Below are 26520 nucleotides of genomic sequence, written 5' to 3'. Positions count from 1 at the left end.
GGTCGGTCAGGCGAGCGCCTTCGCCTTGAGCTGCGCGAACTCCTCGGGCGTGATCGCCCCGGAGTCGAGGAGCGACTTCGCGTGCGTGATCTGCTCGGCCGGCGACGTGGTCGCGACCTGGCGGATGTACGCGTCGGTGTCCTGCTTCGCCTGGACGACCGCCGCCGCCTGCCGCTCCGCCATCCCGCGCCCGCGCGCGATGAGGTAGACGAGCGACGTCAGGATCGGCAGGAAGATGAGGAAGATGATCCACACGGCCTTCCACCACCCCGAGAGCTCCCGGTCACGGAACAGGTCCGCGATGATCTGGAAGAGCACGATGAGGTAGGCGATGAAGAAGAAGCTCCAGACGAGGAGCCAGAAGAAGTCCCAGAAGTCCACGGTCGCGCCCTTTCTCGACGGATCCCCGTACCCGGAGCACGGCCGGCTGCCGCGCACCAACAGGGCGAACCTAGCGACGATGGGGGGTTCGCGCCCGGCGAAAGCCGGGTGAAGCGCACGAAGCGGCCGTACCTCGTCTCTCGGGGCGGATCACCCGGGCTCGTCCGTCGCCACCCGACGACGAGCGCGCACGACGTCGCCGACGATGACGGCGAGCAGGATGCCGTCGGTGACCCAGTTGAGGGTGAGGGGCGTGAGCCACCCGTGCGTCGCGTAGAGCGCGCCGACCGCTGCCGCGCCGAGCAGGTGCGGGAGGGACCACGGCCCGCCGGCCGCGCGGCGGAACAGCGCGTTGCCCACGAGGTAGGTCGCCGCCGCCCCGCACACGAGCGCGGCGGTCCACGCGTCGGCGTGGCCCGCGTGCCCCAGCGGGTGCAGCAGGACCAGCTCGTCCGCGACCGCGGTGAGCACGATCCCGGCGACGATGACGAACGGCACGTAGGTGTACGCCGTCTGGGCCACCATGCCGCGCTCGTCGCGCGAGGTGAAGTACTCGGTCGCGCGCCGCTCGGAGCGGTCGAAGAAGAGCAGCCACATGAGCACCGTGCTCGCGAACGCGGAGCAGAACGCGGAGACGGTCGTCGCGTCGAGCGGCAGCTCGGCGAACGCCGCGCCCGTCACGATGATCGACTCGCCCAGGCAGATGATGACGAACAGGCTCACGCGCTCCGCCATGTGCTCGCCCCGGACGACCCACGTGCTCGCGCGCGAGGCCCCGAGCCACGGGAGCCAGAACATCGCGCGCGGTCCCGCCAGGTCGATCAGGCACGCGACCGCCCACAGCACGAGCCGGTGCTCCTCGACGAGCGCCCCGGCGATCCACAGGCTGCCCGAGACGACGAACCACGTGGTGATGCGGACGAAGTTGACCGCGTTCTCCGGCCACACCCGGCCCAGGGCGACCAGCACGAACGCGCTGCGCCCCACCTGCATCGTCACGAGCATCACCGCGAACAGCAGGGCCTTGTCGCCGAACGCCTCGGGGATCGCGCTCGCGAGCACCAGGCCGAGCAGCATGAGGACGACCAGCATCGCCCGCACGGGGACGCGCTCGGGGTCGAGCCAGTTGGTGGCCCACATCGTGAAGACCCACACCCACCACACCGCGACGCCGAGGACGAGCGTGTGCACGAGGGTCTCGGCGCCCGGGTGGGCGATGAGGCCGTGCGAGAGCTGCGTGACCGCGAAGACGAACACCAGGTCGAAGAAGAGCTCGACGTAGCCGACGCGGCTCGAGTCGCCACCGTCGCCGTGCCTCCGGAGGTCCGTGCGCAGGCCCCAGCGCAGCGGGGCGGGCCCGGTGCCGGGCGTCGTGAGCGGAGCGTCCATGCTGGGATGCTCCCACCGTCGCCGGGTCACCGTCCGGTCACGATCGCCCGGCGCGTCGCGGTTCGCCGCGCACGACCGCCCACCAGGGCCCACGATGGTCGCGCTACCGTCGCCGACCGAGGAGTGCTCATGGTCCCCGTCCGCCGCCCCGTCTCCCGGACGGCTCGCACCGCGTCCGCGCTCTCGCTCGTCGTCGCGGTCGGCCTGCTGGGGGCGTGCGCCTCCGAGACCGACGGCGGCGGGGACGACGCGTCCGCCTCCGAGGAATCCACCGCGCCGAGCGACGACGCGTCCGAGGAGCCGTCGGACGACGCCTCCGAGGAGGAAGGCCTGCCCGACGCCGGGACGATGGACGTCGTGGCGGGCGCGCACGGCACGGGCCTGCCGCCCGGCGTCGACGCGCCGACCGAGGGCGGGACGGGCGCCGCGTGGAGCGCGGAGCCGGGGCTGCTGTTCGTCGTGACGTACGGGTCGAGCACGTGCCCCGTGCTCGCGGAGGACGAGGCCGCGGTCCAGGGGGGCGACGTCCTCGTGACGTTCGTCGAGATCGCCCCCGACACGCCGTGCACGATGGACTACGTGCCGGCGACCTCGGTGGTCGGGGTGCCCGACGACGTGGACGCGAGCGGCGAGGTGAGCGTCGTCCTCGGCGACCGCGGGACCGTCGTCGTCCCGCCCGCGGCGGACGGCACGACCGGCGAGTCGGCCTGGGTCGAGGAGTAGCCGCCCCTGCGGTGAAGAGCGCGTGAAAGGACGGTCCCGCCCCGGCGGGACCGTCCTGCGCGCGTCGGGGGAGCGGCTACCGTGTGCGGGTGACGACGCCCCTCTCCCGCGCTGCTCGACGTTCCCTGGCCGGCGCCGCGACCCTCGTGCTGGCCCTCGTCCTGGGCGCGTGCTCCGTGCCGCCCAAGCAGCAGACCCCCGCGGACGACGTCGCGGCCGCCGCGTCCGGCACGGGCGAGACCGGCCCGGAGGGCTTCGAGGAGTTCTACGGCCAGAGCCTCGCGTGGGAGGACTGCGGGGCGGGCTGGGAGTGCGCGACGGCGCGCGCCCCGCTCTCGTGGCAGGACCCGGAGGCGGGCGAGATCGAGCTCGCGGTGAAGCGCCAGCCCGCGACGGGGGAGCGCATCGGCTCGCTCCTCACCAACCCGGGCGGTCCCGGGGCCTCGGGGATCGACTTCGTCACGACCCTCGCCCCGACGGTCGGGGAGCGTGTCACCGCGGCCTACGACCTCGTCGGGTTCGACCCGCGCGGCGTCGGGCAGTCCTCGCCCGTGGTGTGCCTGGACGACGCGGCGAAGGACGAGTCCCTGGCCCGCGACTTCGACACCGACGAGGCGGGGCTCGAGGCGCTCGCGGAGGACCGGCGGGCCTGGGCCGACGCGTGCGCCGAGAACACGGGCGACCTGCTCGGCCAGGTCGACACCCAGAGCGCCGCGCGCGACATGGACATGCTGCGGGCCGTGCTCGGTGACGAGAAGCTCGCCTACCTCGGCTACTCCTACGGCACACAGCTCGGCGCGACGTACGCGGGGCTGTTCCCGGACAAGGTGGGGCGCCTCGTGCTCGACGGCGCGATCGACACGAGCCTCGACCCCGACACGATCTCCGAGCAGCAGGCGGTCGGGTTCGAGAACGCCCTGCGCGCGTACGTCGAGGACTGCCAGGCCGGGGGTGACTGCCCGCTGCGCGGGGACACCGACGCGGGGATGCGGCAGATCCGCTCGCTCCTCGACGCCGCGAAGGCGAACCCGCTGCCGACCGACTCGGACCGCCGCGTGACGCAGACGCTCGGGTTCTACGGCGTCGCCGTCACGCTCTACAACGACCAGAGCTGGCCGGTGCTCACGCAGGCGCTCACGGAGGCGTTCGAGGAGGGCACGGGCAACCTGCTGCTCTACCTCGCCGACTTCTACAACGACCGCAACCCCGACGGCACGTACGCGTCCAACTCGTCGGAGGCATTCCGCGCCGTCAACTGCCTCGACGGCCGCCAGGACGACGACCCCGACGCGATGCTGGCCCAGCTCGAGCGCCTCGAGGAGGCCGCGCCCACCATGGGCTACTTCTTCGCGTTCGGCGGCCTCACGTGCGACGGCTGGGCCTACCCCGTGGTGGAGCAGGAGTTCGACCTTCACGCCGAGGGCGCCGCGCCGATCGTCGTCATCGGGACGACCAACGACCCCGCCACCCCGTACGTGTGGGCCGAGGGCCTCGCGGACACGCTCGACTCGGCCGTCCTCCTCACGTGGGAGGGCGAGGGCCACACCGCCTACGGCCGCGCGAACGCGTGCGTGGGCGACGCCGTCGACGCCTACCTGGTGGACGGGACGGTGCCCGAGGACGGGCTGCGCTGCTGACGTCAGGAGTGCCCGACGGCGGCCGACGGGGCCGCTTTGGAATCTGGCCCGGTCGTTGGGTACAGTAGGCGCTCGTTGCCAGCGGTTCGCGGAGCGGACCGGGACGTAGCACGCCGCCTTAGCTCAGTCGGCAGAGCGATTCACTCGTAATGAATAGGTCAAGGGTTCGATTCCCTTAGGCGGCTCCGACGAGGCCCGGAATCTCAACGATTCCGGGCCTCAGTCATGTCCGGGCGAGGGTGCCCGAGGCGACGAGCAGCGTGTTGGTCGCTGAAGACTCGCCGGACCCGTGACGCGGCGGCCTTGGCGATGCGTGCCACGCGGCGTGGCTCCCGCGCGCACCCGGGCGGCTGCCCGCCGTCGCGGCGCACGACCCGGCGGACCCGGACGACACGGCGGGGGACGTCGACGAGCTGGTGCGGTGGCAGCGCCGCGCGTCCAGGAGCGCCGCGCCGCGCACGCGCCGAGCGCTCAGCCGACGCGGCGCAGCAGCAGGATCGCGCCGCCGGCCGCCGCGGCGACGAGCCCGCCGACGCCGACCACGGCGAGCGTCGGGAACGCCTCCTCCGCGGGCGGGGGAGGCGCCATGCGCTCCGCGGCTGACGTGAGCGGCGTGCGCGACGGCTCCGGCCGGGCCGTCGTGGGCTCGGGAGAGGGCTCGACGGGCGCCTCGGTCGTCGGCTCCTGCGTCGGCTCCTCGGTCACCTCCGGCTCGGGCGCGTCCGCCGTCCCGACGGGCGCCTCGACGACCGGCGCGGGCGCCTCGACCGCAGGAGGCGCCTCGACGGGCGCCTCGGTCACGGGAGCGGGGGGCGGCGTCGTCGGCGCGGGCGTGGCGGTGGTCGTGCAGACGGCGGCGTCGCCGTTCCACTCCGCGAACTGCTGGTCGATGCCCGTCACCATGACCCAGCTGATGCAGTACCCGTCGCTGTACTGTCCTCGCCGCGGGACGTCGAGCTCCAGCACGCCGTCGGCGGCGTCCTCCCGGGAGTAGCCGTCTCCGAGGTGGCGCGCGTGCGACCCGTCGGGAGAGGTCACGACGTACCCGAGCCACCCCGGCCCCTCGTGCAGCCGGCTCGCGTCGAACGACACGGTGTCGACGGTGACGGTGAGCCCTCCGCCGCCGTCGCGATCGGCGGCCACCGCCGGCGCCGCCGCGAGCGCCGCCGTGACGACCCCCAGGGTCGCGAGCGCGAGCAGTCGGCCAGCGGCGCGCATCATCACCTCCGGGTCGGCTCGGGCGTTGTCCGCGGCACATCGTACGCAGTCCGGGTGCGCCGTCGGAAAGCGCGGTTTCGGGCCCGGGCAAATCGCTCGACCTCGACGCTCGCGCCGTCCTAGCGTGGCCGCCATGTTCTTCATGACGATGGTGCGTCGTGGCCGGGCCGGCCTCGCGACGCGAGTGGGGATGGCACCCGCTCACCGCTGAGCACGCCGCGCGCGTGGTCGACGACGCCGGGGTGCGTCCCGGTCAGCTCGTCCTCGATCTCGGGGCCGGGGACGGGGCGCTCACGCGGCACCTCGTGGCCGCGGGCGCGCGAGTCCTCGCCGTCGAGCTGCACCCGCGCCGTGCCCGTGCCCTGCGCGAGCGCTTCGCCGGTGCGGACGTGACGGTCCTGGAGGTCGACCTCGCCGACCTGCGCCTGCCGCGACGCCCGTTCCGCGTCGTCGCGAACCCGCCGTTCGGGCTGACGTCGCCGCTGCTCGCTCGCGTGCTCGCGCGGGGATCCGCGCTCGTCGCGGCGGACGTCGTCGTGCAGCGGCAGGCCGCGCGGCGCATCGCTGCGGGCGAGGGCACGGCGGGGCGCGCCGCACGGCGCTGGGCCGTCGAGGTCGCGCGGTCCGTGCCGCGCTCGGCGTTCCGGCCGCCGCCGCGCGTCGACGCGGCGGTGCTCCGCGTCCGGCGGCGCTGAGGGTTCTCGCGTCGAGCTCAGCGACCGAGCGTCGCGAGCCACGCGACGAGCGCGTCGCACACCGCGGCGTCCTGGCCCTTGAGGTCGTGCGCGCCCGGGAGCTCGACGCGCGTGACCGGGCCGGGGATCGCGGCGGTGTGCTCGGCGAGCTCGTCGGGCGTCGCGAACGGGTCCGTGCGCCCCGACACGAGAAGCACGGGCACGCGCAGGTCGGGGAAGTGCTCGGTGCGCAGGCGCTCGGGCTTGCCCGGCGGGTGCAGGGGGTAGCTGACGAGCGCGAGCCCGGCCGCGGGCAGGCCCTCGGCGACGGCCATCGAGCACATGCGCCCGCCGTACGAGCGGCCGCCGAGCACGAGGCGGTCCGTCGTCGTGCCGAGCTCGGCGGCGAACGCCTCGGCCTCCGCGCGCACGTGGGCGATCGCGACGGGCGGCCGGTCGGGCATCCGCTTGCCCGCGGTCCGGTAGGGGAAGTCGACGCGCCGCACCGGCACGGGCGGGTCGAGCGCGGCGAGCGCGTCGTCGATCGCGACGAGCGCGCGGTGGTCGCGGCTCGCGCCGGCGCCCGGCGTGAGCAGGACGCCGGCGACGGGCCGGTCGGGGGTCGGCGTGGTCACCCGCCCAGTCTCGCAGCGAGCACGACGTTCCTCGCGGTCGAGCACGACGTGGGTGTCGCGACGGCGTCCACAACGACACCCACGTCGTGCTCGGCGGGTCAGAGCTCGGCGAGCAGCGAGCGCATCGCGTCGAACTCCTCCTGCTGCGCCGCGACGATCTCCTCCGCGAGCGCCAGCACCTCGGGGTCCTCGCCCTCGGCGAGGACGTCCTGCGCCATGGCGACGGCACCCTCGTGGTGCTCGACCATGCCCTCCAGGAAGAGGCGCTGGGCCTCCTCGGCGGGCGCGGCCTCGAGCGCGGCGAGCGCGTCGTCGTCGAGCATGCCGCCCATGTGCCCGGCGTGGTCGCCGCCGGACGGGTCGGCGCCCCAGCGGTCGAGCATCGCGGTCATCTGCTCGACCTCCGGGGCCTGCGCGGCCTCGATCTGCTCGGCGAGGGCGACCACGCGCTCGTCGACGCCGTCCTTTGCGAGCACGATCGCGGACATCTCCACGGCCTGCTCGTGGTGCGGGATCATCATCTGCGCGAACATCACGTCGGCGGCGGACGCCGTCGTGGCGCTCGCGGGCGCGGTGCTCGTGGGCGTGCCCGCGGGCTGCTCGCCGGCGTCTCCGGTGCCGGCGTCGGAGCAGCCCGTCAGGGCGAGCGTGGTGCCGAGCGCGAGCGCGGCGAGGGTCGTGCGGGCGGTGCGTGTCATGGTCGATCTCCGTTCGTGGGGTGCAGCGGGCGCACGTGGGCGCCCAGGACGGGGCCGTCGCCGGCCTACGTCCTGCTGATCCCCAGCGCACGGAGGTCGGGCGGGCGGTCCGGGAGCGCGGTCCGCACGTCGAGCACGGGCGCGGCACCGCGCGTCGGGTGCCACGGCGTCCGACGGCGCAGCGCGGCTCGCGCGGCCAGCGTCACCAGCGCGACGAGCACCATGAGGCACAGCGGCCCCGTGCCGCCGTGCGCGTCCGCTCCCGCCGAGAGGGCCGGACCTGGCCCGGAGGCTGGCGTGGCGTCGTCCCGGCCGAGCCCGGAGGCAGCCGTGCCGGCGTCCAGGCCGAGCGTGGTGGCGGCGTGCGGGGACTCGCCGTCCCGGGCGAAGGTGCCGCCCGACGCCGTCGGACCGTCGAGGGCGACCGGACCGCCGTGCGCGGGTCCGACGTCGGGCAGCGCGACGCCGTGGTGCGTGCTGCTCCCCGCGAGGACGTGCATCCACAGCACCGCGGCCGCCAGCAGTCCCACGAGCACGACCGCCGACCACGACCCTGCTCGTCCGCGAGCGCGAGGTTGCCGTCGTTCTCGCGGCGAGAACGACAGCAGCCTCGGGCTCGACGTGGAGGTCACCGGGAGGCGAGCCGCGCCGGGTCGAGGTCGATGCGGCGCAGGAGCTGCGCGTTGAGCGCCACGATGACCGTCGAGGCGGACATGAGGATCGCGCCCACGGCCATCGGCATGACGAACCCGACCGGCGCGAGCACGCCCGCGGCGAGGGGCACGGCCGCGATGTTGTAGCCCGCGGCCCACCACAGGTTCTGCTGCATCTTGCGGTAGGACGCGTGCGACAGCTCGATGATGGACAGGACCGCGCGCGGGTCGGAGCTCGCGAGGATCACCCCGGCCGACGCGATGGCGACGTCCGTGCCCGCGCCGATCGCGATGCCGACGTCCGCCTGGGCGAGCGCCGGGGCGTCGTTGACGCCGTCGCCGACCATCGCGACGACGCGGCCGTCGTGCTGGAGCTCCGCGACCTTCGCGTCCTTGTCCTCGGGGCGCACGCCCGCGAACACCTGGTCGATGCCCAGCTCGCGCCCGACCGCGCGGGCGACGGGCTCGGCGTCGCCCGTGATCATGACGACCTTGATGCCGCGCCGGTGCAGGGCGTCGACGGCCTCGCGCGACTCGGGACGGATCGCGTCCGCGAGGGCGAACGCGCCCACGACCTCGCCCGCCGCGTGCCCGTGGCCCTCGTGAGCACCCGTGCCCGGACCGGCCGTGGCGGGCGAGGCCACCACGTGCAGGACGGTCGCGCCGTCGTGCGCCCAGGCTTCGGCGTCGGGCAGGGGGTCGAGCCCGCGCTCGCGCAGGAGCGCGGGGCCGCCGACCGCGACGCGGCGCGCACCCCCGGCGGTCGGGACAGTCGCCTCGACGCCGACCGCGGTGAGCGACCGGAAGTCGGTCGCCTGCGGGACGTCGATCTCCCGCTCGGACGCGCGGTCGACGATCGCCCGCGCGAGCGGGTGCTGGCTGTCGGCCTCGGCCGCGGCGGCGAGCGCGAGGAGCTCGTCCTCGGTCGTGCCGCCCGCGGTCGCGAGGTGGGCGACGACGGGCTCGCCCGCCGTCAGCGTCCCGGTCTTGTCGAACAGGACCGTGTCCACGGTACGCATGCGCTCCAGCGCGAGGCGGTCCTTCACCAGGACGCCGGCCTTCGCGGCGCGCTCGGTCGAGAGCGAGACGACGAGCGGGATCGCGAGGCCCAGGGCGTGGGGGCACGCGATGACGAGCACGGTGATCGCGCGGATCAGCGCCTGCTCGGGCGTGCCGAAGACGAGCCACAGGCCGATCGTCAGGGCTGCCGCGCCGAGCGCGTACCAGAACAGCCAGCCGGCGGCGCGGTCGGCGAGGCGCTGGGTCTTGGTCGAGGACGCCTGGGCGTCGGCGACGAGCCGCTGGATGCCCGCGAGCGCGGTGTCCTCGCCCACGGCCGTGATCCGCACGCGCAGCGCGTCGTCCGTCGCGACGGTCCCGGCGACGACGGCGTCCCCGACGGCACGACGCACGGGCCGCGACTCCCCGGTGATCATCGACTCGTCGACGTCCGCCGACCCGGACGCGACCTCGCCGTCCGCGGGGACGCGCCCGCCCGGGCGGACGACGACGAGGTCGCCCACGCGCAGGTCCGTCGGCGCGACCGTCGTCACGCTCCCGTCCTCGGCGACCCGCTCCGCCTCGTCCGGGAGGAGCGCCGCGAGCGAGTCGAGCGCCGACGCCGTCTGGGCGAGCGAGCGCATCTCGAGCCAGTGGCCGAGCAGCATGATGACGACGAGGAGCGCGAGCTCCCACCACACGTCGAGCTCGTGCGCGAGCAGCCCGAGGCTCGCCCCGAGCGAGGACACGAACGCGACCGTGATCGCGAGCGAGATGAGCGTCATCATCCCGGGCTTGCGACCGCGGAGCTCGCTCACCGCGCCCGTGAGGAACGGCCGTCCGCCCCAGAAGAAGATGACCGTGCCGAGCACGGGCGAGACCCAGGGCAGCCACGCGGCGTCGGGGAGGTCGTAGCCGAGCAGCATCGCGAACATCGGGCTCAGCGCGACGGTCGGCACCGCGAGGACGAGCATGACCCAGAACAGGCGCCGGAACTGCCCGACGTGGTCGCCGTGGCCACCGTGGCCCGACATGTCGTGCCCGGCGTGGCCGCCGTGGCCGGACATGTCGTGCCCGGCGTGGCCCCCGTGGCCGGACATGTCGTGCCCGGCATGGTCGTCGTGGCCAGGCATGTCGTGCCCGGCGTGCGCGTCGTGCTCGGCGTGGCCCGCGCGGTCGTGCTCCGCGTGCGCGTGGGCCGGCGCGTGCGCGGCGGGTGCGTGGGCGTCGTGGTGGGCGTGCGCCCCCTGGTGCGTGTCGTCGGTGCCCGGACCGGGCCCGTGCCCGTGGTCATGCTCCGTACGGTGGTCCACCGTTCCTCCTCCCAGATACCCCTAGGGGGTATGCTCTGCCCATGATCATGCCCCGCCATGTCCGATTCGTCAACCCCTCGGGGGTGTCGGGGGCCGACGCACGGGCTGCGAGAGGGTGGGCCTGAGGGGGCCCGGTGTTTCGTCGGGTGCCGGTCGGGAGCCGTCAGGTGCGGCAGGGCGTGGTGGGCGGAGCGGTCGGCCACGGTCGCGACGGCGCGGCGCGCCTCGGGTGCGAGCCGCACGCCGCGGTGGTCACGCCGCCGCCCCGTGCGCCTCGAGGAACGCGTGCGTCCGGCGTGCGGCGAGGTCCGGGTCGAGCAGCAGCCCGGCGCGGTCGGCGAGCCGGACGAGCGCGACGAGGTGCGCGACGGAGCGCCCCGACTGCAGGCCGCCGACCATCTGGAACGCGGGCTGCGTGCCGTTGAGCCACGACAGGAACGCGATCCCCGTCTTGTAGTAGTGCGTCGGCGCGGCGAACACGTGGCGCCCCAGCGCCTCCGTCGACGCGAGGATCGCGTGCGCGCGGTCGGGGTGGCCGGCGTCGAGCGCGCCGAGCGCCGTCGACGCGGCGGGGTAGATCGCCGCGAAGATGCCGAGCAGCGCGTCGGAGTGCGCCCGGCCGTCGCCGACCACGAGCTCCGGGTAGTGGAAGTCGTCGCCCGTGTAGAGGCGCACGGCGCCTCCTGCGGCGGCGTCGAGCGCGGCGAGGCGGGCGCGCAGGCCCTTCTCGTGCGAGGCGTCGAGCAGCGACACCTTCACGCCGTCGACGCGACCCTGGTGGGCGCGGACCAGGTCGACGAACACGTCGGTGGCCGCGGCGACGTCGTCGCCCGTGCCCCAGTACCCGGCGAGCGCGGGGTCGAACATCGTCCCGAGCCAGTGCAGGATCACGGGCGCGTCGGCCTCGGCGAGCACGGCGTCGTAGACGCGCGCGTACTCCTCGGGGGAGCGGGCGACGCGGGCGAGCGCGCGCGACGCCATGACGACCACCTGGGCGCCCGCGTCCTGGACCACGTGCACCTGCTCGCGGTACGCGTCGGCGACCGCGGCGAGCGCGGCGGGGTCGCCCCGCTCCCAGCCCGCGACGACGGCCGGGTCGAGCTGGTCGGTGCCCGCGCCGCACGCGACGCGACCGCCCACGGCTCGCGCCTCGGCCGCCGACCGGCGCACGAGCTCCCGGGTCGCGGCCCAGTCGAGGCCCATGCCGCGCTGGGCGGTGTCCATCGCGTCGGCGACGCCCAGCCCGTGCTCCCAGAGCCGGTGCCGGTAGGCGAGCGTCGTGTCCCAGTCGACGACGGCGGGCGCGCCGGGCACGTTCTCCGCGCCCACGTGCGGCACGACGTGCGCGGCCGCGAAGGCGACGCGCGACGTGAAGGGCGCGGCCGGCGTCGTCCACGGGCCGGGCACGAGCAGCTCGCGCACCTCGGTCCCGGCCACGCGGCCGTCGTCGGCGAAGCGGGGCAGGCGTACGACGGCGCCGCTGCCGTCCCGCTCGCGCAGCTCGCGCGCGCCGGGAGCCTCGGTCGTCGGCGCGGTCACAGCACGATCTCCGGCACGTCGAGTCGGCGGCCCTCGGCGGACGAGCGGAGCCCGAGCTCGGCGAGCTGGACGCCGCGCGCGGCGGAGAGCAGGTCGTAGCGGTGCGGCCGGCCGGCGGCGACGTCGCGCAGGAACTCCTCCCACTGGGCCTTGAAGCCGTTGTCGAGGTCGGCGTTCGCGGGGACCTCGAGCCACTGGTCGCGGAACGGCTCGGTGACGGGGAGGTCCGGGTTCCAGACGGGCTTGGGGGTGTGGGCGCGCTGCTGCGCGACGCACCGGCGCAGGCCGGCGACGGCGGAGCCGTGCGTGCCGTCGACCTGGAACTCGACGAGCTCGTCGCGGTAGACGCGCACGGCCCACGACGAGTTGATCTGCGCGACGACCGGGTCCCCGCCCGGCGTCTCGACCTCGAAGATCCCGTACGCGGCGTCGTCGGCGGTCGCGGCGTACTCCCTGCCCTGCTCGTCCCAGCGCGTGGGGATGTGGGTCGTGGTCTGCGCGGTGACCGTCCGCACCGACCCGAGGACGCCCTCGAGCACGTAGTTCCAGTGGCAGAACATGTCGGTCGTCATGCCCCCGCCGTCCTCGGCGCGGTAGTTCCACGAGGGGCGCTGCGCGGCCTGGTGGTCGCCCTCGAACACCCAGTAGCCGAACTCGCCGCGCAGGGACAGGATGCGGCCGAAGAAGCCCTCGTCGACGAGGCGGCGGAGCTTCACCAGGCCGGGCAGGTACAGCTTGTCGTGCACGACGCCGGCGGTCACCCCGGTCTCCTCGCGCAGCCGCGCGAGGTCGACCGCCTCGGCGAGCGTCTCGGCCGTCGGCTTCTCGGTGTAGACGTGCTTGCCGGCCTGCATCGCCTTCGTCAGCGTCTTGGCGCGCAGAGCCGTCATCGAGGCGTCGAAGACGACGTCGGTCGCCGGGTCGACGATCACGCCGTCGAGGTCGGTGGTCCAGTGCTCGACGTCGTGCTGCGCGGCGAGCTCGCGGAGCCTGGTCTCGTTGCGCCCGACGAGCACCGGCTCGACCTGGAGGCGCGTGCCGTCGGGGAGCTCGACGCCGCCCTGCTCGCGGATCGGCAGGATCGAGCGGACGAGGTGCTGGCGGTATCCCATGCGGCCGGTCACGCCGTTCATCGCGATCCGCAGGGTTCGGGTGGTGGTCATCGAGACTCCGTCGTCGGTCGGGCGCCCGGCAGGGCGGCAGGCGGAATGCGCTTTCCGCGAGCGTAGGGGAGCCGTTTTCCCGCGTCAACAGGGGTGCGTCAGAGCGGAGGCGTGGACTCCCGGAGCACGACCTCGCCCCGGACCACGACCCGCTGCGGCGCGGCGTCGTCGTCGGACGGGGCGAGCGAGGGCGCGAGCGCGAGCGCGAGCGCCTGCTCCCCGACCTCGGCGAGCGGGATGCGGACCGTCGTGAGCGCCGGCGTGACGTCGCGCAGCGTCACGATGTCGTCGAACCCCGCGACGGCGACGTCCTCGGGGACGCGCAGGCCCGCCTCGCGCGCCGCGGCCATCGCCCCGACGGCCATGACGTCGTTCACCGCGAAGACGGCGACGGGCGGGGAGCCCGTGCCGCGCAGGCCCTTCCCCAGGCGGTCGAGCAGCTCACTCATCCCGCCGTGACCGCCGTCGCGCGTGAACGCGCACTCGACGACCGCGTCCGCGGCGACGGGCGAGCCCAGCGCGGACAGCGCCTCGGTGAAGCCGCGCGCCCGGTCGACCGCGGTGCGGTGGCCCCCCGGCCCCGCGAGCACGCCGAACGCGCGGTAGCCCAGGCCGTGCAGGGCACGCGCGAGGTCCGCGGCGCCGTCGGCGTTGGCGATCTCCACCGCGGGGAGGTCGCCGAGCGGCTGGCCCACGAGCGAGACCCCGCCCCCCGACGCGCGGTAGCGCTCGAGCGCGCCCCGCAGCGCGCCGTCCGCGTCCTCGGTGAGCCGCCCGCCGCCGAGCACCACGGCCCGGGCGCGCTGGCGGTCCATGAGCTCGACGAACGCGCGCTCCCGCTCGGGCGAGTGCCGTGTGCTCGTCAGCGTGACGATGAGCCCGTCGCGGTCGGCCGCGTCGGCGACCCCTGCCGCGAGCGAGGAGAAGTACGGGTCCGCGATGTCGTGCACCACGAGGCCCACGCTCGTCGTGCGGCCGCGCGCCATGGCCTGCGCGCTCGGGTCCGGCGAGTAGCCCAGCCGGCGGGCCGACGCGAGCACCCGCTCCCGCAGGTCGGGGCGCACCGTGCGGTTCGCGCTCCCGTTGATCGCGCGGGAGGCGGTCGCGAGGGAGACGCCGGCGTCGCGCGCGACCTCGCTCAGGGTGGGTCCGGGCACGGACCCAGGCTAGCGGGACCGGTCTCGCAGCCCGGGTGGGCCGCGCCCGGAGCGGCTACGTTCGTGAGGACCGCCCACCGAGCCGCACGGCCGACGAGCCGCAGGAGGACCCGATGACGTCTCATGGCGCAGCACCCACGCCCGGCACGACGGCGCTCCTCGCCCGGGCGCTCGCGCTCGGCGTCGCCGCGGGGTCGCGCAGCAGCCTCGGCGTCGCGGCGCCGGTGCTCGGCGGCTGGGTCGGGGGCGGGTCGCGCGGCGGGTCCGGCGGACCCGGCCTGCTCGCGCGGGCCGGCGCCGTCGCCGGGGTCGTGGGCGAGATGGTGGGCGACAAGCTGCCGCGGACGCCGAGCCGCCTCGACCCGCCCGGGCCGGTGCTCCGCCTCGCGAGCGGGGCGCTGGGCGGAGTCCTGCTGGCCCGACGCCGCACAGGTCCCGCGGGCGTCGTCGGCGCCGCGGTCGCCGGCGCGGCGGGGGCCGCCGCCGGGACGTGGGGCGGCGCGGCGTGGCGACGCCTCGCCGTCGGGTCGCGTCCCGACTGGCCGGGCGCCGTCGCGGAAGACGCCGTCGCGCTCGTGCTCGCGGCACTGGCAGTGCGGCGCTGACGACCCGCCGAACCCTGGGTCGCCGGGCACGGCCGAGCCCCGGTGACCCGAGATCCCGGGTTCGACGGCGATCGTGCCGTCGCTCAGGCGTTGGGGATGCTCGTCACCGTCGTGAGGAGGAACGCCGAGTCCTCGATGGCGCCCACGGCGTGCCGCTCGTGCGTGAGGACGCGCAGCTCGCCGGCGCCCAGCTCGACGTCGCCCTCGCCCAGCGCGGTGACGCGGACCCGGCCGCGCAGCACCTGGATCGACGCCGCGGGCGGCGAGTTGTGCTCGCCGAGCTCGACGCCCGCGCGCAGCGCGAGGATCGTCTGACGCAGGGGGCCGTCGTGCAGCACGACCTCCGCGCTGCGCCCGTTCGGGGCGGTCCGGGCGTGGGTGAGGTGGGCGTCGGTGAGAAGGTCGACGTTCGTCATCGGGGCTCCGACCTGTCGGGGAGCTCCATCATGCCGCGCCGGGCGACGCGGTGCGCGTCCCGGTGGCGCGCCGGGGGGGGTGTGGTGGTGATCCGCGGCACCGTCGGGAAGAGTGACGGTCATGCAGGTCGTCTCCGGATTCTTCATCGGTCTCGTCGGCGTCGTCTCCACGGTGGTCATGCTCGTCCTCCTCGCGGCGACGGCGCGGCGCGTCATGGGGGCCGCGGTCGGCTGGATCCGCTCCGCCGTGGTGGCGCTCGCGATGCTCACCGTCACGTCGTGGGTGCTCACCAACGGCCTGCTCGACGTCGGCTGGTCGCGCCCGGACGGGACGCTCACCGTCGCGCCCGGCGTCGCGCTCGTGGCGATCGTCCTCGCGTTCGCCTGGGCGTTCGTGCTCGGGCTGTGCGTGCTGCTCGTGCTCGAGCTGCTCGTGCCGACCGGGTCGGTGCCCGGCCCGTGGCGCGCGCTGCGCGGCCTGCGCCAGGGGCGACGCGAGACCCGGCGGTACGCGCAGATCCTCGCGATCGGCGTCCGGCACGGCCTCGGCGGAGCGCTCACGCGCGGGGCGCGGCAGCCCGACGGGTCGCGGCTCTCGCGCACCGACCAGCGCCACCAGGCGGCGGCGCTCCGCGACGCCCTGAGCGACGCGGGCGTGACGTTCGTGAAGTTCGGGCAGGTCCTCTCGACGCGCCGCGACCTGCTCCCCGCCACGTTCGCCGACGCGCTCGCGACCCTCCAGAGCGAGGTCCCGCCCGCGCCGTGGTCGCAGGTCGAGGCGGCCGTCACGGGAGCGCTCGGGTGCCCGATCGACGAGGCGTTCGCCGAGTTCTCGCCCGAGCCGCTCGCGTCGGCCTCGGTCGGGCAGGTGCACGCGGCGCGCCTGCTCGACGGGCGCGAGGTCGTGGTCAAGGTCCAGCGGCCCGGCGCACGGGCGCAGGTCGAGACGGACCTGGCGATCCTCGGCCGCCTCGCGCGCCGCATCGAACGCGACACCGCGTGGGGGCGCTCGCTCGGCGTCGTCGACCTCGCGGACGGCTTCGCGGCCTCGCTGCGCGAGGAGCTCGACTACACCGTCGAGCTGGAGAACACGCTCGCGCTGCGCGCGGCGCTCGCGCGGGATGCGGTGGGGGAGCGGCGTCCAGACGGCGACGGAGACGGTGGCGACGCGGCGGTGGGTCCGCGCGTCCGCGTCCCGGAGGTCTACCCCGAGCTCTCGGGGACGACGCTGCTCGTCATGGAGCGGCTCGACGGTGCTCCCGTCGGCCGCGCCGCGGACGTGCTCGCGGGCCTGGACGACGCCGTGCGCTCCGACCTCGCCTCCCGGCTCCTCACCGCGACGCTCGAGCAGGTGCTCGTCGCGGGCACGTTCCACGCCGACCTGCACCCCGGCAACGTGCTCGTCACCGACGACGGTCGCCTCGGCCTCCTCGACATGGGCTCCGTCGGACGCCTCGGCGAGCCCGAGCGCCTCGCGCTCGCGGCCGTGCTGCTCGCGGTCGACGCCGACGACGCCGTCGCCGCGACCGACGCGCTGCTCGAGCTGCTCGACGCGCCGGCGGACCTCGACGTGCGCCGCCTGGAGCGCGCCGTCGGGCAGGTGATCGTGCGGTTCCGCGGCGCGGGCGCGAGCGGCGCGATGTTCACCGCGCTCTTCCGGCTCGTGACCGACGCCGGGCTCGCCGTCCCCTCGCAGGTCGCCGCCGCGTTCCGCACGTTCACCTCGCTCGAGGGGACGCTGCGTCTCATCGACCCCGGGTTCGACCTCGTCGCCGGGGCCCGCGCGACCGCGCAGCCGCTCGTGCGGCGCGTCGTCACGCCGGAGGGCCTGCGCGAGCGCGCGACGAGCCTCTTCCTCGGCCTCGCGCCCGAGCTCGAACGGCTCCCGCGCCGGCTCGCCAAGATCACGAGCGACGTCGAGGCCGGGCGGCTCACCGTCAACGTCCGCTCCTTCGCCCACCCCGACGACCGCGCGTTCGTCACCGGCCTCGTGCAGCAGGTCGTGTCCACCGTCATCGCCGCCGCGGCCGTCGTGGCGGCGGTCGTGCTGGTCTCCGCGGACTCCGGCCCCGAGCTCGTCGAGGGCCTGCGCCTCTTCGCCGTCCTCGGCGCGGCGCTCGGGTTCGTCGGGACCGTGCTGGCGGTCCGTGTCCTGGTGTTCGCCTTCCGCGGGACGGGACCGGGAGGCGGCTCGACGCGCTGACCTGGCGGGACGCCCGTCGCGGCTGCCGGTCCGTGCGGCCCGCTCGGCATCGTCCTGACCGCCAGGACCTCACCCCCGGTGTCGGACGCCCCGTGCGCCGCGGCGCCGTGTTTTCACCCGGCGTCCGGGGTATCCGGCGCGGGGTCTCGCGTCATGATCCCGACGTGCAGCGTCTCTAGAGAGGGCTGAGCCCGACGAAGAGCCGATCGACGGAGACGAGCACAGAGGGAGTCCAGATGGTGATGACAGACACGGGTGCGCGGAGAGCTCGCCGTGAAGGGCGATGGCTCGCCGCCGTGGTGCTCGCGCTGGGTGCGGTCCTCGCTCCCGGTGCGGTCACGGCAGCGGCTGACGTCGAGCCCGGCGACACGGTCCATGTCGGCGGCAGGGAGGGGTACGGCGGCACCGGACTCTTCCCGATCCGGTCCGACGGCACGCCGACCGGGGAGGTGGACTACTGGGCGTACTGCCTCGAGCACGACGTCTCCGCGCGGACCGGGGTCGTCGGCACCGTGGGTGACCTCGACGAGTACCTGGGCGAGAACTACTTCACGGATCCCGCGGTCCAGGGCAAGGTTCTCTGGGTCCTGGCGCACAGCTACCCGGCGTTGAGCCTGGAGGAGTTCGGCGTCGCTGCGGGGGTTCCCGGGATCTCCCGGAACGACGCGATCGAGGCGACGCAGTACGCGATCTGGCGGTACACCGACCTCACCTGGGACGCGGCGTGGAACTTCGAGACGCCTGCCTCCGAGGCGGCGTACTGGTACCTCGTCGAGGGTGCCAACGCGAGCCCCGGGCTCACCCCCGCGGAGCTGGAGGTGACCGCGTCGATCTCGGCTCCGGTCGCACCTCAGCGCGCGGGGTCTCTCGTGGGCCCCTTCGTCGTGAGCACCAACCAGCCCACGGTCTCCGTGTCCGTCGACCCGACGGTCGCGGTCACCGACGGGAGCGGGAGCCCGGTCGACCTGGCGGGAGTCGTCGACGGGCAGGAGCTCTTCCTGGACCTGCGCGACTCGACCACGGCGGGCGAGGCCGTGGTCCGGGTGACGGCGGCCGGCTCCAGCAGCACCGGCAGGATCATCTCGGTCCCGACGGTCACCGGGGGCACTCCCACCGGGAGCGATCACGCGCAGACGATCGTCCTGGTGACCCCGAGCACCACCAGGACGAGCGCGGAGGCCTCGGCGTCGTGGTCCGCCGTGCCCGCCGCCGCCGATCCGGTGATCGGGACCTCGCTGGTCGACTCGGCCGACGGTGACCGCGTGCTGCCGTGGAACGGCGGCACCGTGATCGACACGATCGCCTATCAGAACCTGACGCCGGGGGTCGAGCACACCGTGACCGGTGAGCTCGTGCGCAAGTCCGACGGCACCGGCACGGGGATCACGGGCTCGACGACGTTCACGCCGGCCGAGGCGAACGGTTCCGTCGAGGTCTCGTTCGTCGTCCCCGCCGGCCATGCGGGCGAGGCCCTGGTCGCCTTCGAGCGGCTGCGCGTCGGCACGGAGACGACCGGCGACCCGGTCGCCGCGCACGAGGACATCGACGACGCGGCGCAGACGGTGACGATCGAGGCGCTGCCGCAGACGCCGGCCCCGGTGATCGGGACGTCGCTCGTCGACTCCGCGGACGGTGACCGCGTGCTGCCGTGGGACGGCGGCACCGTCGTCGACACGGTCTCCTACCAGAACCTCGTGCCCGGGACCGAGTACACCGTGACCGGTGAGCTCGTGCGCAAGTCCGACGGCACGGGCACGGGCATCACGGGGTCGACGACGTTCACCCCGGCCGAGCCGAACGGTTCGGTCGACGTCTCGTTCGTCGTTCCCGCGGGCCATGCCGGTGAGACGCTCGTCGCCTTCGAGGAGCTCCGTGCCGGGACCGACACCGCCGCCGTCCCGGTCGCTGAGCACACGGACCTCGACGACGCGGCGCAGACCGTCACCGTCGACGCCGCGCCGGTGACCGCGGGGAGCCCGACCGAGGGCGACCTGCCCGCGACCGGCGTCGGCATGACCGGCGCCGCCGTCGGGGCCGCCGCGCTGCTCCTCCTCGGCTCGGCCTTCGTGCTCGTCCGACGCGCGCGAGCGCGAGCCTGACCCTGCCCGGTCACGCCGGCTCGGGACCTGCCCGCCCAGGGGGTGCGGGCAGGTCCCGAGGCCCCTCGGTGCCGGGCGCGAGGCCCTCCCTCTCCCCGGCCCCACGACGGACGGACGGTCCGGACGAGGTCGGGCCGCCGGCCGAGGCGGTCGCGGGCCGGTCGGCCGGCGGCGCTCAGGCCGCGGGCGTCGCGTGCATCTGCGCGTACGCCCCGCCGGCGGCGACGAGCTCGTCGTGGCTGCCGACCTCGACGACGCGGCCGTGGTCCATGACGACGATGCGGTCGGCTCCGCGGACGGTGGAGAGCCGGTGCGCGACGACGAACGTCGTGCGACCGCGCATGAGCCGCCCGAGCGCCTCCTGCACGAGCCGTTCCGACGTCGTGTCGAGGGCCGACGTCGCCTCGTCGAGGACGAGCACGCGCGGGTCGCGCACGAGGGCGCGGGCGATGGCGAGGCGCTGGCGCTGACCGCCGGAGAGCCGCCCGCCGCGCTGGCCGATCACGGCGTCGAGGCCGCCCATCTCGGTGACGAAGTCCCACGCGTTCGCGTCGCGCAGCGCGTGCTCGACGGCCGCGTCGGTGAGCTCGGGGCTGCCGTAGGTGACGTTGTCGCGGACGGACCCCTCGAACAGGATCGACTCCTGCGGCACGACGGCGAGGAACCGGCGGTAGGAGCGCAGGTCGACGGTCGCGGTGTCCACGCCGTCGACGAGGACGCGCCCCGACATCGGCGCGAGGAACCCGATGACCATGTTGAGCACGGTCGACTTGCCCGACCCCGAGGCCCCGACCAGCGCGACGGTCTCGCCGGGCCGTGCCGACAGGGAGAGGTGGTCGACCGCGAGGGCGGGCTCCTCGCCCGGCGCGGGGACGTCGTACGCGAACGTGACGTCCTCGAACGCGACGTGACCCTCGACGTGGTCGAGCACGCGCTTGCCGGCGTTGCGCTCGACGTCGGGCTCGCCCAGCACTTCGCCCATGGACCGCACGGACTCCAGGCCCTTCGTGACGATCGGAGCGAGGCTCAGCAGCCCCGTCACGGACGCGGTGAGCGTGACGAAGTAGCTCGACAGCATGACGACGTCGCCGGGGGACACCGCGAACGTCTGCGTCCACGCGACCCACGCCGCGCCGACGAGCCCCGCGACGGAGAGCACCTGGAACACGATCCACGACAGCGCGCCGAACCGGCCGTTGACGACGTCGAGCCGGATCCCCGCCTCGCGCACGCGGTGCAGCACCGAGCCCATGCGGTCGAGCTCGCGCTCCTCGAGCGCGTGCGCGCGCGTCACGGGGATGAGATGCGTCATCTCGGCGACGCGCGCGGACATGTTCTCCACCTCGGCCCGGAACGCCGCGTTGCGGGTGGTCATGCGGCGGCGCATCGCGACGACGAGCCAGGCCGCCGCGGGCACGGTGAGCGCGAAGATCACGAGGAACTCCGGGACGCGCACGGCCGTGAGCACGACCGCGCCGACGAGCGTCGTGAGCGCGGCCATCCCCGAGTCGAACGTGGTGCGCGACGCCTCGACGACGTTCTCGACGTCGCGCACGATCTTGGCCTGGAGCACGCCCGCGCTCACGCGGCGGTGGTAGCCGATCGACAGCTCCTGGAGCCGGCGCGAGAGCGCCATGCGCAGCCCGTTCTCGACCGTGCGCACAGCGGTCGAGAGCCACCGCACGTAGAGCGTGTGCAGCGGGAGGTTCTGCGCGACGACGGCGAGCATGACCGCGCCCGTGACCCACAGCTCGCGCAGCGGCCGGTGCTCGACGACGACGTCGATCACCGTCGCCGTGAGCGCCGGGATCACCCACACGGGCGAGTGCTTGACGGCGAACGCGAGCGCCGCGGCGGCGAGCCGCCCGCGCTGGGGCGCGAAGAGCCGGGTGACGGTGCGGACGGGTCGGGAGCCGTCGTAGGTGTCCTCGATCTGCACGCGCCCCATCGTCCACCCGCGGGACGGGCCGCGTCGAATCGTTTCGAGGGCGAAGCCCTCAGGCGTCGTGCGCGCCCGAGGGGTGCGTCGCGTCCGGGGGCCGCACGACGGTGACCGGGCAGTGCGCGTACTCGACCGCGTGCCGGCTCACGGACCCGAGCAGGAGCCGGTCGAACCCGCCGACGCCGCGGTTGCCGAGCACGAGCCGCTCCGCGTGCGACGACGCCTCGATGATCCCCTTCGCGGCGTGCACGTGCTTCACGCTGCGCACGAGGCGGTCGTCGGGCAGGTCGACCTCCGCGGCCTCGAGCGCGGCGTCGAGCTTCTGGGAGGCGAACTTCTCGTAGTCGTCGATCGGCGGCGTCCACCCCCACGAGTCGGGGAGCGGCGCGAGCGACACGATCTGCCAGCAGAACAGGGCCTCGAGCGTCGCGCCCGTGCGCCGCGCGACGTCCGCCCCGTGCCGGAGCGCCTGGACCGACGTCGACGACCCGTCGACCCCGACCACGACGGGCCGCGCGTGGTCGTGCCGCACGTCGGGCGTGCCGCGCACCACGGTCACCGGGACCGTCGCGTGCTGCACGACGGCGGTCGGCACCGACCCGAGGACCATGCGCCCCAGGCGTCCCCGGCCGCAGCGCCCGACGACGAGCAGGTCCGCGTGGTCGCCGTCGCCCGGGTCGGGGCGCACGTCGTCCTGGACGGGCTGGGCGGTCCCGGGCTGGGCGAGGGCGAGCAGGACCGCCGCGGGGCTGCCGCGCTCGGCGACGGCCGTGGTCGTCACCGCGTCCGGGCCGAGGCCCGTGCGCGCGTGCGCGGCGTCCAGCCACTCCTGGACCAGCGCACGCTTCTCCTCGGCCGCCGCGTCCGGGCCGTCGCCCGGACCCTGCCGCGACTCGAACGCGAGCGCGGCCGTGAGCGGCACGCCCCGGTCCGCCGCCTCGCGCAGCGCCCAGTCGAGCGCGCCGCCGGACTCCTCCGACCCGTCCACACCGACGATCACGCCGCGCATCTGCGCCACCTCCGCCCGGTCGGCCGACCGCGTGCGCCGTCGGCGTGCTGTCCCGGCGCCGTCGCCCGGCACCGGTGCTGACTCGACCCTAGGCCGCGCCGCCGCGCTCCGCCCGGGACGCCGGTCCCGGACCGACGGACGAGGGTCACCGGACGGTCGCCGAACCCGGGGTTGCCGTCCGTGCCGACGCCGAACCCACCCGCATCCCCGGGTTCGGCAGCAGGGGTGACCGCAAGCCCGGGTCGGGCGTCAGAACCTCGGCTCGGGCTCGTCCTGGAGGATGTTGCGCAGCGGGCGGGTCACGACGTCCACGCGCGCGAGCAGGTCGGCCGGACCCGAGACGACGAGCGCGCGGTCCTCCAGCGGGACGTACACCGCCGCGTGCTCCCGCACGGTGACGTGCAGGCAGGCCCGAGGCTCGCCGTCGACCACGAAGGTGGTGCGCGTGACCGGCGCGACGTCGACCTCCTCGACGATCGCGCGCATCGCCGCGCGGTACTCCTGGTAGGAGTCGAGGAAGTCGTCGTCGCCCGGGGTGTCGGAGTGCAACGGCGCGGCGAGCGCCCCGCTGAGGGCGGTGCGGACGATGTCCTCCGCCTGCTCGTCGTGCGCGGCCAGGACGCGCAGCGTCTCGAGGTCGAGCGTCTCGCCGGTGAACGACACGTAGGAGCGCAGGAACCGCTCCTCCGCCGGGTCGTGGGCGCCGTGCCCGGCCCCGGTGAGCGTCTCCTCGTCGAGGTCCAGGCCCCAGGTCAGCGGGTCGTCCACCTCGGCGACGACGCCGTGGAACCGGGCGACGACCTGCTCCCACGTCGCGGGCGCGCCCACCGACGGCGCGTCGCGCTCGTCGGCTCCCGGCGCGGCGGGGTCCTCGGGCTGCTGGTCCGGCTGGTGCATCGCTCTCGCCACCCTTCTGGCGTCCGTGCGGGGCGCACTCCCGAGCCTGCACGGGGTGCGCGCCGCGGTCAACGTGGCGCGCGCGTGTCGGGCCGGGTGATTGCGCACGACGGCGTCCGGCGGCCCCGCAGGTCACGGCCTGGCCCCTCTTTCACGCCCCTGGCGAACAACGGCATACGGAGGGGGTGCGGCTCGTTCGAACCGCATAGAGTCAATGCGGTCAGGCTTGTACCCGTCGTCCGGCGGGCAGGTGTACGCCGCTCACGAGGAGCAGCACATGTTCGAGAGATTCACAGACCGAGCCCGTCGGGTCGTCGTCCTCGCCCAGGAAGAGGCGCGGATGCTCAACCACAACTACATCGGCACCGAGCACATCCTCCTCGGCCTCATCCACGAGGGCGAGGGTGTCGCGGCCAAGGCGCTGGAGTCCCTCGGGATCTCCCTCGACGGCGTCCGCACCCAGGTGACGGAGATCATCGGCGAGGGCCAGCAGGCCCCGAGCGGGCACATCCCGTTCACGCCGCGCGCCAAGAAGGTGCTCGAGCTGTCGCTGCGCGAGGCGCTGCAGCTCGGCCACAACTACATCGGCACCGAGCACATCCTGCTCGGCCTCATCCGTGAGGGCGAGGGCGTCGCCGCCCAGGTCCTGACCAAGATGGGCGCCGACCTCAACAAGGTGCGCCAGCAGGTCATCCAGCTCCTGTCCGGCTACCAGGGCAAGGAGCCCGTCGCCGCGGGCGGCCCCGCCGAGGGCCAGCCGTCCGGCTCGGCCGTGCTCGACCAGTTCGGGCGCAACCTCACCCAGGCCGCGCGCGAGGGCAAGCTCGACCCGGTCATCGGGCGCAACCTCGAGATCGAGCGCGTCATGCAGGTGCTGAGCCGCCGCACCAAGAACAACCCGGTGCTGATCGGTGAGCCCGGCGTCGGCAAGACCGCCGTCGTCGAGGGCCTGGCCCAGGACATCGTGCGCGGCGACGTGCCCGAGACGCTCAAGGACAAGCAGCTCTACACGCTCGACCTCGGTGCGCTCGTGGCCGGCTCGCGCTACCGCGGCGACTTCGAGGAGCGCCTGAAGAAGGTGCTCAAGGAGATCCGCACGCGCGGCGACATCATCCTCTTCATCGACGAGATCCACACCCTCGTCGGGGCGGGTGCCGCCGAGGGCGCGATCGACGCCGCGAGCATCCTCAAGCCGATGCTCGCGCGCGGCGAGCTGCAGACGATCGGCGCGACCACGCTCGACGAGTACCGCAAGCACGTCGAGAAGGACCCGGCCCTGGAGCGCCGCTTCCAGCCGATCCAGGTCGCCGAGCCGTCGCTCAACCACGCGATCGAGATCCTCAAGGGCCTGCGCGACCGCTACGAGGCGCACCACCGCGTGTCCATCACGGACGCCGCGCTCGTCTCCGCGGCCACGCTCGCGGACCGGTACATCAACGACCGGTTCCTCCCGGACAAGGCGATCGACCTCATCGACGAGGCGGGCGCGCGCCTGCGCATCCGCCGCATGACCGCCCCGCCGGAGCTCAAGGAGCTCGACGAGGAGATCGCCGAGGCACGCCGCGAGAAGGAGTCCGCGATCGACGCGCAGGACTTCGAGAAGGCTGCCGGCCTGCGCGACAAGGAGAAGCAGCTCACCGCGAAGCGCGCCGACAAGGAGAAGGCGTGGAAGTCCGGTGACCTGGACACCGTCGCCGAGGTGGACGAGGAGCTGATCGCGGAGGTCCTGGCCATGGCCACGGGCATCCCGGTCTTCAAGCTCACCGAGGAGGAGTCCAGCCGTCTGCTCAACATGGAGGACGAGCTGCACAAGCGCGTCGTCGGCCAGGAGGCCGCGATCAAGGCGCTGTCGCAGGCCATCCGCCGTACGCGTGCGGGCCTCAAGGACCCCAAGCGCCCCGGTGGGTCGTTCATCTTCGCCGGCCCCACGGGCGTCGGGAAGACGGAGCTGGCCAAGGCGCTCGCCGAGTTCCTCTTCGGGGACGAGGACGCGCTCATCCAGCTCGACATGTCGGAGTTCTCCGAGAAGCACACCGTCTCGCGGCTGTTCGGCTCGCCCCCCGGCTACGTCGGGTACGACGAGGGTGGTCAGCTCACCGAGAAGGTGCGGCGCAAGCCGTTCTCGGTCGTCCTGTTCGACGAGGTGGAGAAGGCCCACGCGGACATCTTCAACTCGCTCCTGCAGATCCTCGAGGACGGTCGCCTGACCGACTCGCAGGGCCGTGTCGTGGACTTCAAGAACACCGTCATCATCATGACGACCAACCTCGGCACGCGGGACATCGCCAAGGGCGTCCAGACCGGATTCAACGCCGGCGGTGACCTGGTCACGTCCTACGAGCGCATGAAGGCGAAGGTCAACGACGAGCTCAAGCAGCACTTCCGGCCTGAGTTCCTCAACCGCGTCGACGACGTGGTGGTCTTCCCGCAGCTCTCGCAGACCGAGATCATCCAGATCGTCGACCTCATGATCGCCCGTCTCGACACCCGCCTGCGGGACAAGGACATGGGCATCGAGCTCACGCAGCCCGCGAAGAACCTCCTCGCGGAGAAGGGCTACGACCCGGTCCTGGGTGCTCGTCCGCTGCGCCGCGCGATCCAGCGCGACATCGAGGACGTGCTCTCCGAGAAGATCCTGTTCGGCGAGCTCAAGGCCGGCGAGATCGTCCTGGTCGACGCCGAGGGCGAGGGCCTGCTCGGGGAGTTCACCTTCCGCGGTGTCTCCAAGGGCGAGCACGACCGCGGCCCGGTGAGCGTGGGTGCGGCCGCCGCGCTCGACGCCCCCACCGGCGTCTCGGTCCGCGACCTGCCCCCGACGGGCGAGCTGCAGGCCGGCGCGGAGTGACGCACTCCTGAAACGCCTGACACACGGGCCCCGATCCTCCACCCGGAGGGTCGGGGCCCGTCGTCGTCCCGCCGAGAGAGAGCGGAGGCCGCGCGAGAGAGAACCAGCGGTCGCGACGTACAGCTCCGCGAGCACTACCTCGAGACCGCTGGTCTACCTCGCGGTGAAGGATGCGACGACGTTGCACGGCGTTACGTTCGTCCTCGTCGTGGGACGGGGTGCGGGTGCCCTTCCTGTGGCGTGCGCGCGCTGGCACAGTCGCCCGCATGCAGACGACACCGGGGGGCCATGTCGCCGTCCCCGCCGCCGACGCCGGGCGCGTGCC

Annotated in this window: 21 protein-coding genes and 1 tRNA gene; 8 read left to right on the top strand and 14 right to left on the bottom strand. The window is 74.5% G+C overall.

The features are described from left to right. Nucleotides 1–6: 6 nt before the first annotated feature. Both ABWU78_RS14890 and ABWU78_RS14885 read right to left on the bottom strand, forming a co-directional pair. A complete protein-coding gene (locus tag ABWU78_RS14890) occupies nt 7–381 on the bottom strand; it encodes an SHOCT domain-containing protein (protein ID WP_087471101.1) in 375 nt (124 codons plus the stop codon). A gap of 150 nt (nt 382–531) precedes the next feature. Further along, nucleotides 532–1770, bottom strand: coding sequence for a low temperature requirement protein A (locus tag ABWU78_RS14885; RefSeq protein WP_439158830.1), 1239 nt, complete (start codon nt 1768–1770; stop codon nt 532–534). A 129-nt stretch (nt 1771–1899) separates the two neighbouring features. Between ABWU78_RS14885 and ABWU78_RS14880 the strand changes: the two genes are divergently transcribed. The 3 genes from ABWU78_RS14880 (at nt 1900) to ABWU78_RS14870 (ending at nt 4315) form a co-directional block, all read left to right on the top strand. Next, a complete protein-coding gene (locus ABWU78_RS14880) occupies nt 1900–2493 on the top strand; it encodes a hypothetical protein (protein WP_439158829.1) in 594 nt (197 codons plus the stop codon). Between the two features lie 89 nt (nt 2494–2582). Then, nucleotides 2583–4130, top strand: coding sequence for an alpha/beta hydrolase (locus ABWU78_RS14875; RefSeq protein ID WP_439158828.1), 1548 nt, complete (start codon nt 2583–2585; stop codon nt 4128–4130). 112 nt (nt 4131–4242) lie between these two features. Then, nucleotides 4243–4315: transfer RNA gene (locus tag ABWU78_RS14870), tRNA-Thr, on the top strand. A 286-nt stretch (nt 4316–4601) separates the two neighbouring features. On the opposite strand, the gene ABWU78_RS14865 is transcribed toward ABWU78_RS14870, so the two are convergent. Then, nucleotides 4602–5348, bottom strand: coding sequence for a hypothetical protein (locus ABWU78_RS14865; RefSeq protein WP_439158827.1), 747 nt, complete (start codon nt 5346–5348; stop codon nt 4602–4604). 158 nt (nt 5349–5506) lie between these two features. Between ABWU78_RS14865 and ABWU78_RS14860 the strand changes: the two genes are divergently transcribed. Then, on the top strand, nt 5507–6043 hold the full coding sequence (locus ABWU78_RS14860) for an rRNA adenine N(6)-methyltransferase family protein (RefSeq protein ID WP_439158826.1): 537 nt from the start codon (nt 5507–5509) through the stop codon (nt 6041–6043). 17 nt (nt 6044–6060) lie between these two features. On the opposite strand, the gene ABWU78_RS14855 is transcribed toward ABWU78_RS14860, so the two are convergent. The 7 genes from ABWU78_RS14855 to ABWU78_RS14825 form a co-directional block, all read right to left on the bottom strand. After that, nucleotides 6061–6657 carry an alpha/beta hydrolase family protein gene (locus ABWU78_RS14855; RefSeq protein ID WP_353707660.1) on the bottom strand — a complete coding sequence of 199 codons (597 nt, stop codon included), beginning with the start codon at nt 6655–6657 and terminating at the stop codon, nt 6061–6063. 98 nt (nt 6658–6755) lie between these two features. Then, nucleotides 6756–7355: a DUF305 domain-containing protein gene (locus ABWU78_RS14850; protein ID WP_439158825.1), complete on the bottom strand. Its 600-nt coding sequence runs from the start codon at nt 7353–7355 to the stop codon at nt 6756–6758. A gap of 65 nt (nt 7356–7420) precedes the next feature. Then, nucleotides 7421–7885 carry a hypothetical protein gene (locus ABWU78_RS14845; protein ID WP_253055342.1) on the bottom strand — a complete coding sequence of 155 codons (465 nt, stop codon included), beginning with the start codon at nt 7883–7885 and terminating at the stop codon, nt 7421–7423. Nucleotides 7886–7983: 98 nt separating this feature from the next. Then, entirely contained in the window at nt 7984–10140 is a 2157-nt protein-coding gene (locus ABWU78_RS14840) for a heavy metal translocating P-type ATPase (protein WP_439158832.1), read from the bottom strand. A 432-nt stretch (nt 10141–10572) separates the two neighbouring features. Then, complete coding sequence (locus ABWU78_RS14835) at nt 10573–11784, bottom strand: dihydrodipicolinate synthase family protein (protein WP_439158831.1); 1212 nt, start codon at nt 11782–11784, stop codon at nt 10573–10575. A gap of 71 nt (nt 11785–11855) precedes the next feature. Continuing rightward, nucleotides 11856–13022, bottom strand: coding sequence for a Gfo/Idh/MocA family protein (locus ABWU78_RS14830; protein WP_439158824.1), 1167 nt, complete (start codon nt 13020–13022; stop codon nt 11856–11858). Nucleotides 13023–13120: 98 nt separating this feature from the next. Further along, nucleotides 13121–14179, bottom strand: a complete 1059-nt coding sequence (locus ABWU78_RS14825) for a LacI family DNA-binding transcriptional regulator (protein ID WP_439158823.1) — start codon at nt 14177–14179, stop codon at nt 13121–13123. Between the two features lie 113 nt (nt 14180–14292). Here ABWU78_RS14825 and ABWU78_RS14820 point away from each other — a divergent pair, with 113 nt between their 5' ends. Then, entirely contained in the window at nt 14293–14784 is a 492-nt protein-coding gene (locus tag ABWU78_RS14820) for a hypothetical protein (protein ID WP_439158822.1), read from the top strand. Nucleotides 14785–14867: 83 nt separating this feature from the next. Here ABWU78_RS14820 and ABWU78_RS14815 read toward each other — a convergent pair whose 3' ends face one another. Beyond that, nucleotides 14868–15200 carry a cupin gene (locus tag ABWU78_RS14815; protein ID WP_439158821.1) on the bottom strand — a complete coding sequence of 111 codons (333 nt, stop codon included), beginning with the start codon at nt 15198–15200 and terminating at the stop codon, nt 14868–14870. 121 nt (nt 15201–15321) lie between these two features. Here ABWU78_RS14815 and ABWU78_RS14810 point away from each other — a divergent pair, with 121 nt between their 5' ends. Then, a complete protein-coding gene (locus ABWU78_RS14810) occupies nt 15322–17403 on the top strand; it encodes an ABC1 kinase family protein (RefSeq protein WP_439158820.1) in 2082 nt (693 codons plus the stop codon). Between the two features lie 236 nt (nt 17404–17639). Beyond that, nucleotides 17640–19502 (top strand): VaFE repeat-containing surface-anchored protein, encoded by a 1863-nt coding sequence (locus ABWU78_RS14805; RefSeq protein WP_439158819.1) that lies wholly within the window; start codon nt 17640–17642, stop codon nt 19500–19502. Nucleotides 19503–19677: 175 nt separating this feature from the next. On the opposite strand, the gene ABWU78_RS14800 is transcribed toward ABWU78_RS14805, so the two are convergent. The 3 genes from ABWU78_RS14800 to ABWU78_RS14790 form a co-directional block, all read right to left on the bottom strand. Next, nucleotides 19678–21450 carry an ABC transporter ATP-binding protein gene (locus tag ABWU78_RS14800; RefSeq protein ID WP_439158818.1) on the bottom strand — a complete coding sequence of 591 codons (1773 nt, stop codon included), beginning with the start codon at nt 21448–21450 and terminating at the stop codon, nt 19678–19680. Between the two features lie 49 nt (nt 21451–21499). After that, nucleotides 21500–22453, bottom strand: coding sequence for a universal stress protein (locus ABWU78_RS14795; protein ID WP_253055350.1), 954 nt, complete (start codon nt 22451–22453; stop codon nt 21500–21502). 249 nt (nt 22454–22702) lie between these two features. After that, nucleotides 22703–23350, bottom strand: coding sequence for a hypothetical protein (locus ABWU78_RS14790; protein WP_253055351.1), 648 nt, complete (start codon nt 23348–23350; stop codon nt 22703–22705). Between the two features lie 277 nt (nt 23351–23627). Between ABWU78_RS14790 and ABWU78_RS14785 the strand changes: the two genes are divergently transcribed. After that, a complete protein-coding gene (locus tag ABWU78_RS14785; protein ID WP_087472769.1) occupies nt 23628–26195 on the top strand; it encodes an ATP-dependent Clp protease ATP-binding subunit in 2568 nt (855 codons plus the stop codon). Nucleotides 26196–26520 lie beyond the last annotated feature (325 nt).

Source organism: Cellulosimicrobium sp. CpK407 (genome assembly GCF_051844275.1).
Taxonomy (GTDB): Bacteria; Actinomycetota; Actinomycetes; order Actinomycetales; family Cellulomonadaceae; genus Cellulosimicrobium; species Cellulosimicrobium cellulans_G.
The sequence above is the reverse complement of the archived record's forward strand: the minus strand, read 5'-3'. Positions and strand labels throughout refer to the sequence as shown.

Bases quoted from the DNA above. Each gene is read 5' to 3' on its own strand.
- ABWU78_RS14885 (WP_439158830.1), bottom strand. From the start codon at position 1,770: ATGGACGCTCCGCTCACGACGCCCGGCACCGGGCCCGCCCCGCTGCGC.
- ABWU78_RS14880 (WP_439158829.1), top strand. From the start codon at position 1,900: ATGGTCCCCGTCCGCCGCCCCGTCTCCCGGACGGCTCGCACCGCGTCC.
- ABWU78_RS14865 (WP_439158827.1), bottom strand. From the start codon at position 5,348: ATGCGCGCCGCTGGCCGACTGCTCGCGCTCGCGACCCTGGGGGTCGTC.
- ABWU78_RS14850 (WP_439158825.1), bottom strand. From the start codon at position 7,355: ATGACACGCACCGCCCGCACGACCCTCGCCGCGCTCGCGCTCGGCACC.
- ABWU78_RS14840 (WP_439158832.1), bottom strand. From the start codon at position 10,140: ATGCCTGGCCACGACGACCATGCCGGGCACGACATGTCCGGCCACGGG.
- ABWU78_RS14830 (WP_439158824.1), bottom strand. From the start codon at position 13,022: ATGACCACCACCCGAACCCTGCGGATCGCGATGAACGGCGTGACCGGC.
- ABWU78_RS14820 (WP_439158822.1), top strand. From the start codon at position 14,293: ATGACGTCTCATGGCGCAGCACCCACGCCCGGCACGACGGCGCTCCTC.
- ABWU78_RS14815 (WP_439158821.1), bottom strand. From the start codon at position 15,200: ATGACGAACGTCGACCTTCTCACCGACGCCCACCTCACCCACGCCCGG.
- ABWU78_RS14810 (WP_439158820.1), top strand. From the start codon at position 15,322: ATGCAGGTCGTCTCCGGATTCTTCATCGGTCTCGTCGGCGTCGTCTCC.
- ABWU78_RS14805 (WP_439158819.1), top strand. From the start codon at position 17,640: ATGGTGATGACAGACACGGGTGCGCGGAGAGCTCGCCGTGAAGGGCGA.
- ABWU78_RS14800 (WP_439158818.1), bottom strand. From the start codon at position 21,450: ATGGGGCGCGTGCAGATCGAGGACACCTACGACGGCTCCCGACCCGTC.
- ABWU78_RS14795 (WP_253055350.1), bottom strand. From the start codon at position 22,453: ATGCGCGGCGTGATCGTCGGTGTGGACGGGTCGGAGGAGTCCGGCGGC.
- ABWU78_RS14790 (WP_253055351.1), bottom strand. From the start codon at position 23,350: ATGCACCAGCCGGACCAGCAGCCCGAGGACCCCGCCGCGCCGGGAGCC.
- ABWU78_RS14785 (WP_087472769.1), top strand. From the start codon at position 23,628: ATGTTCGAGAGATTCACAGACCGAGCCCGTCGGGTCGTCGTCCTCGCC.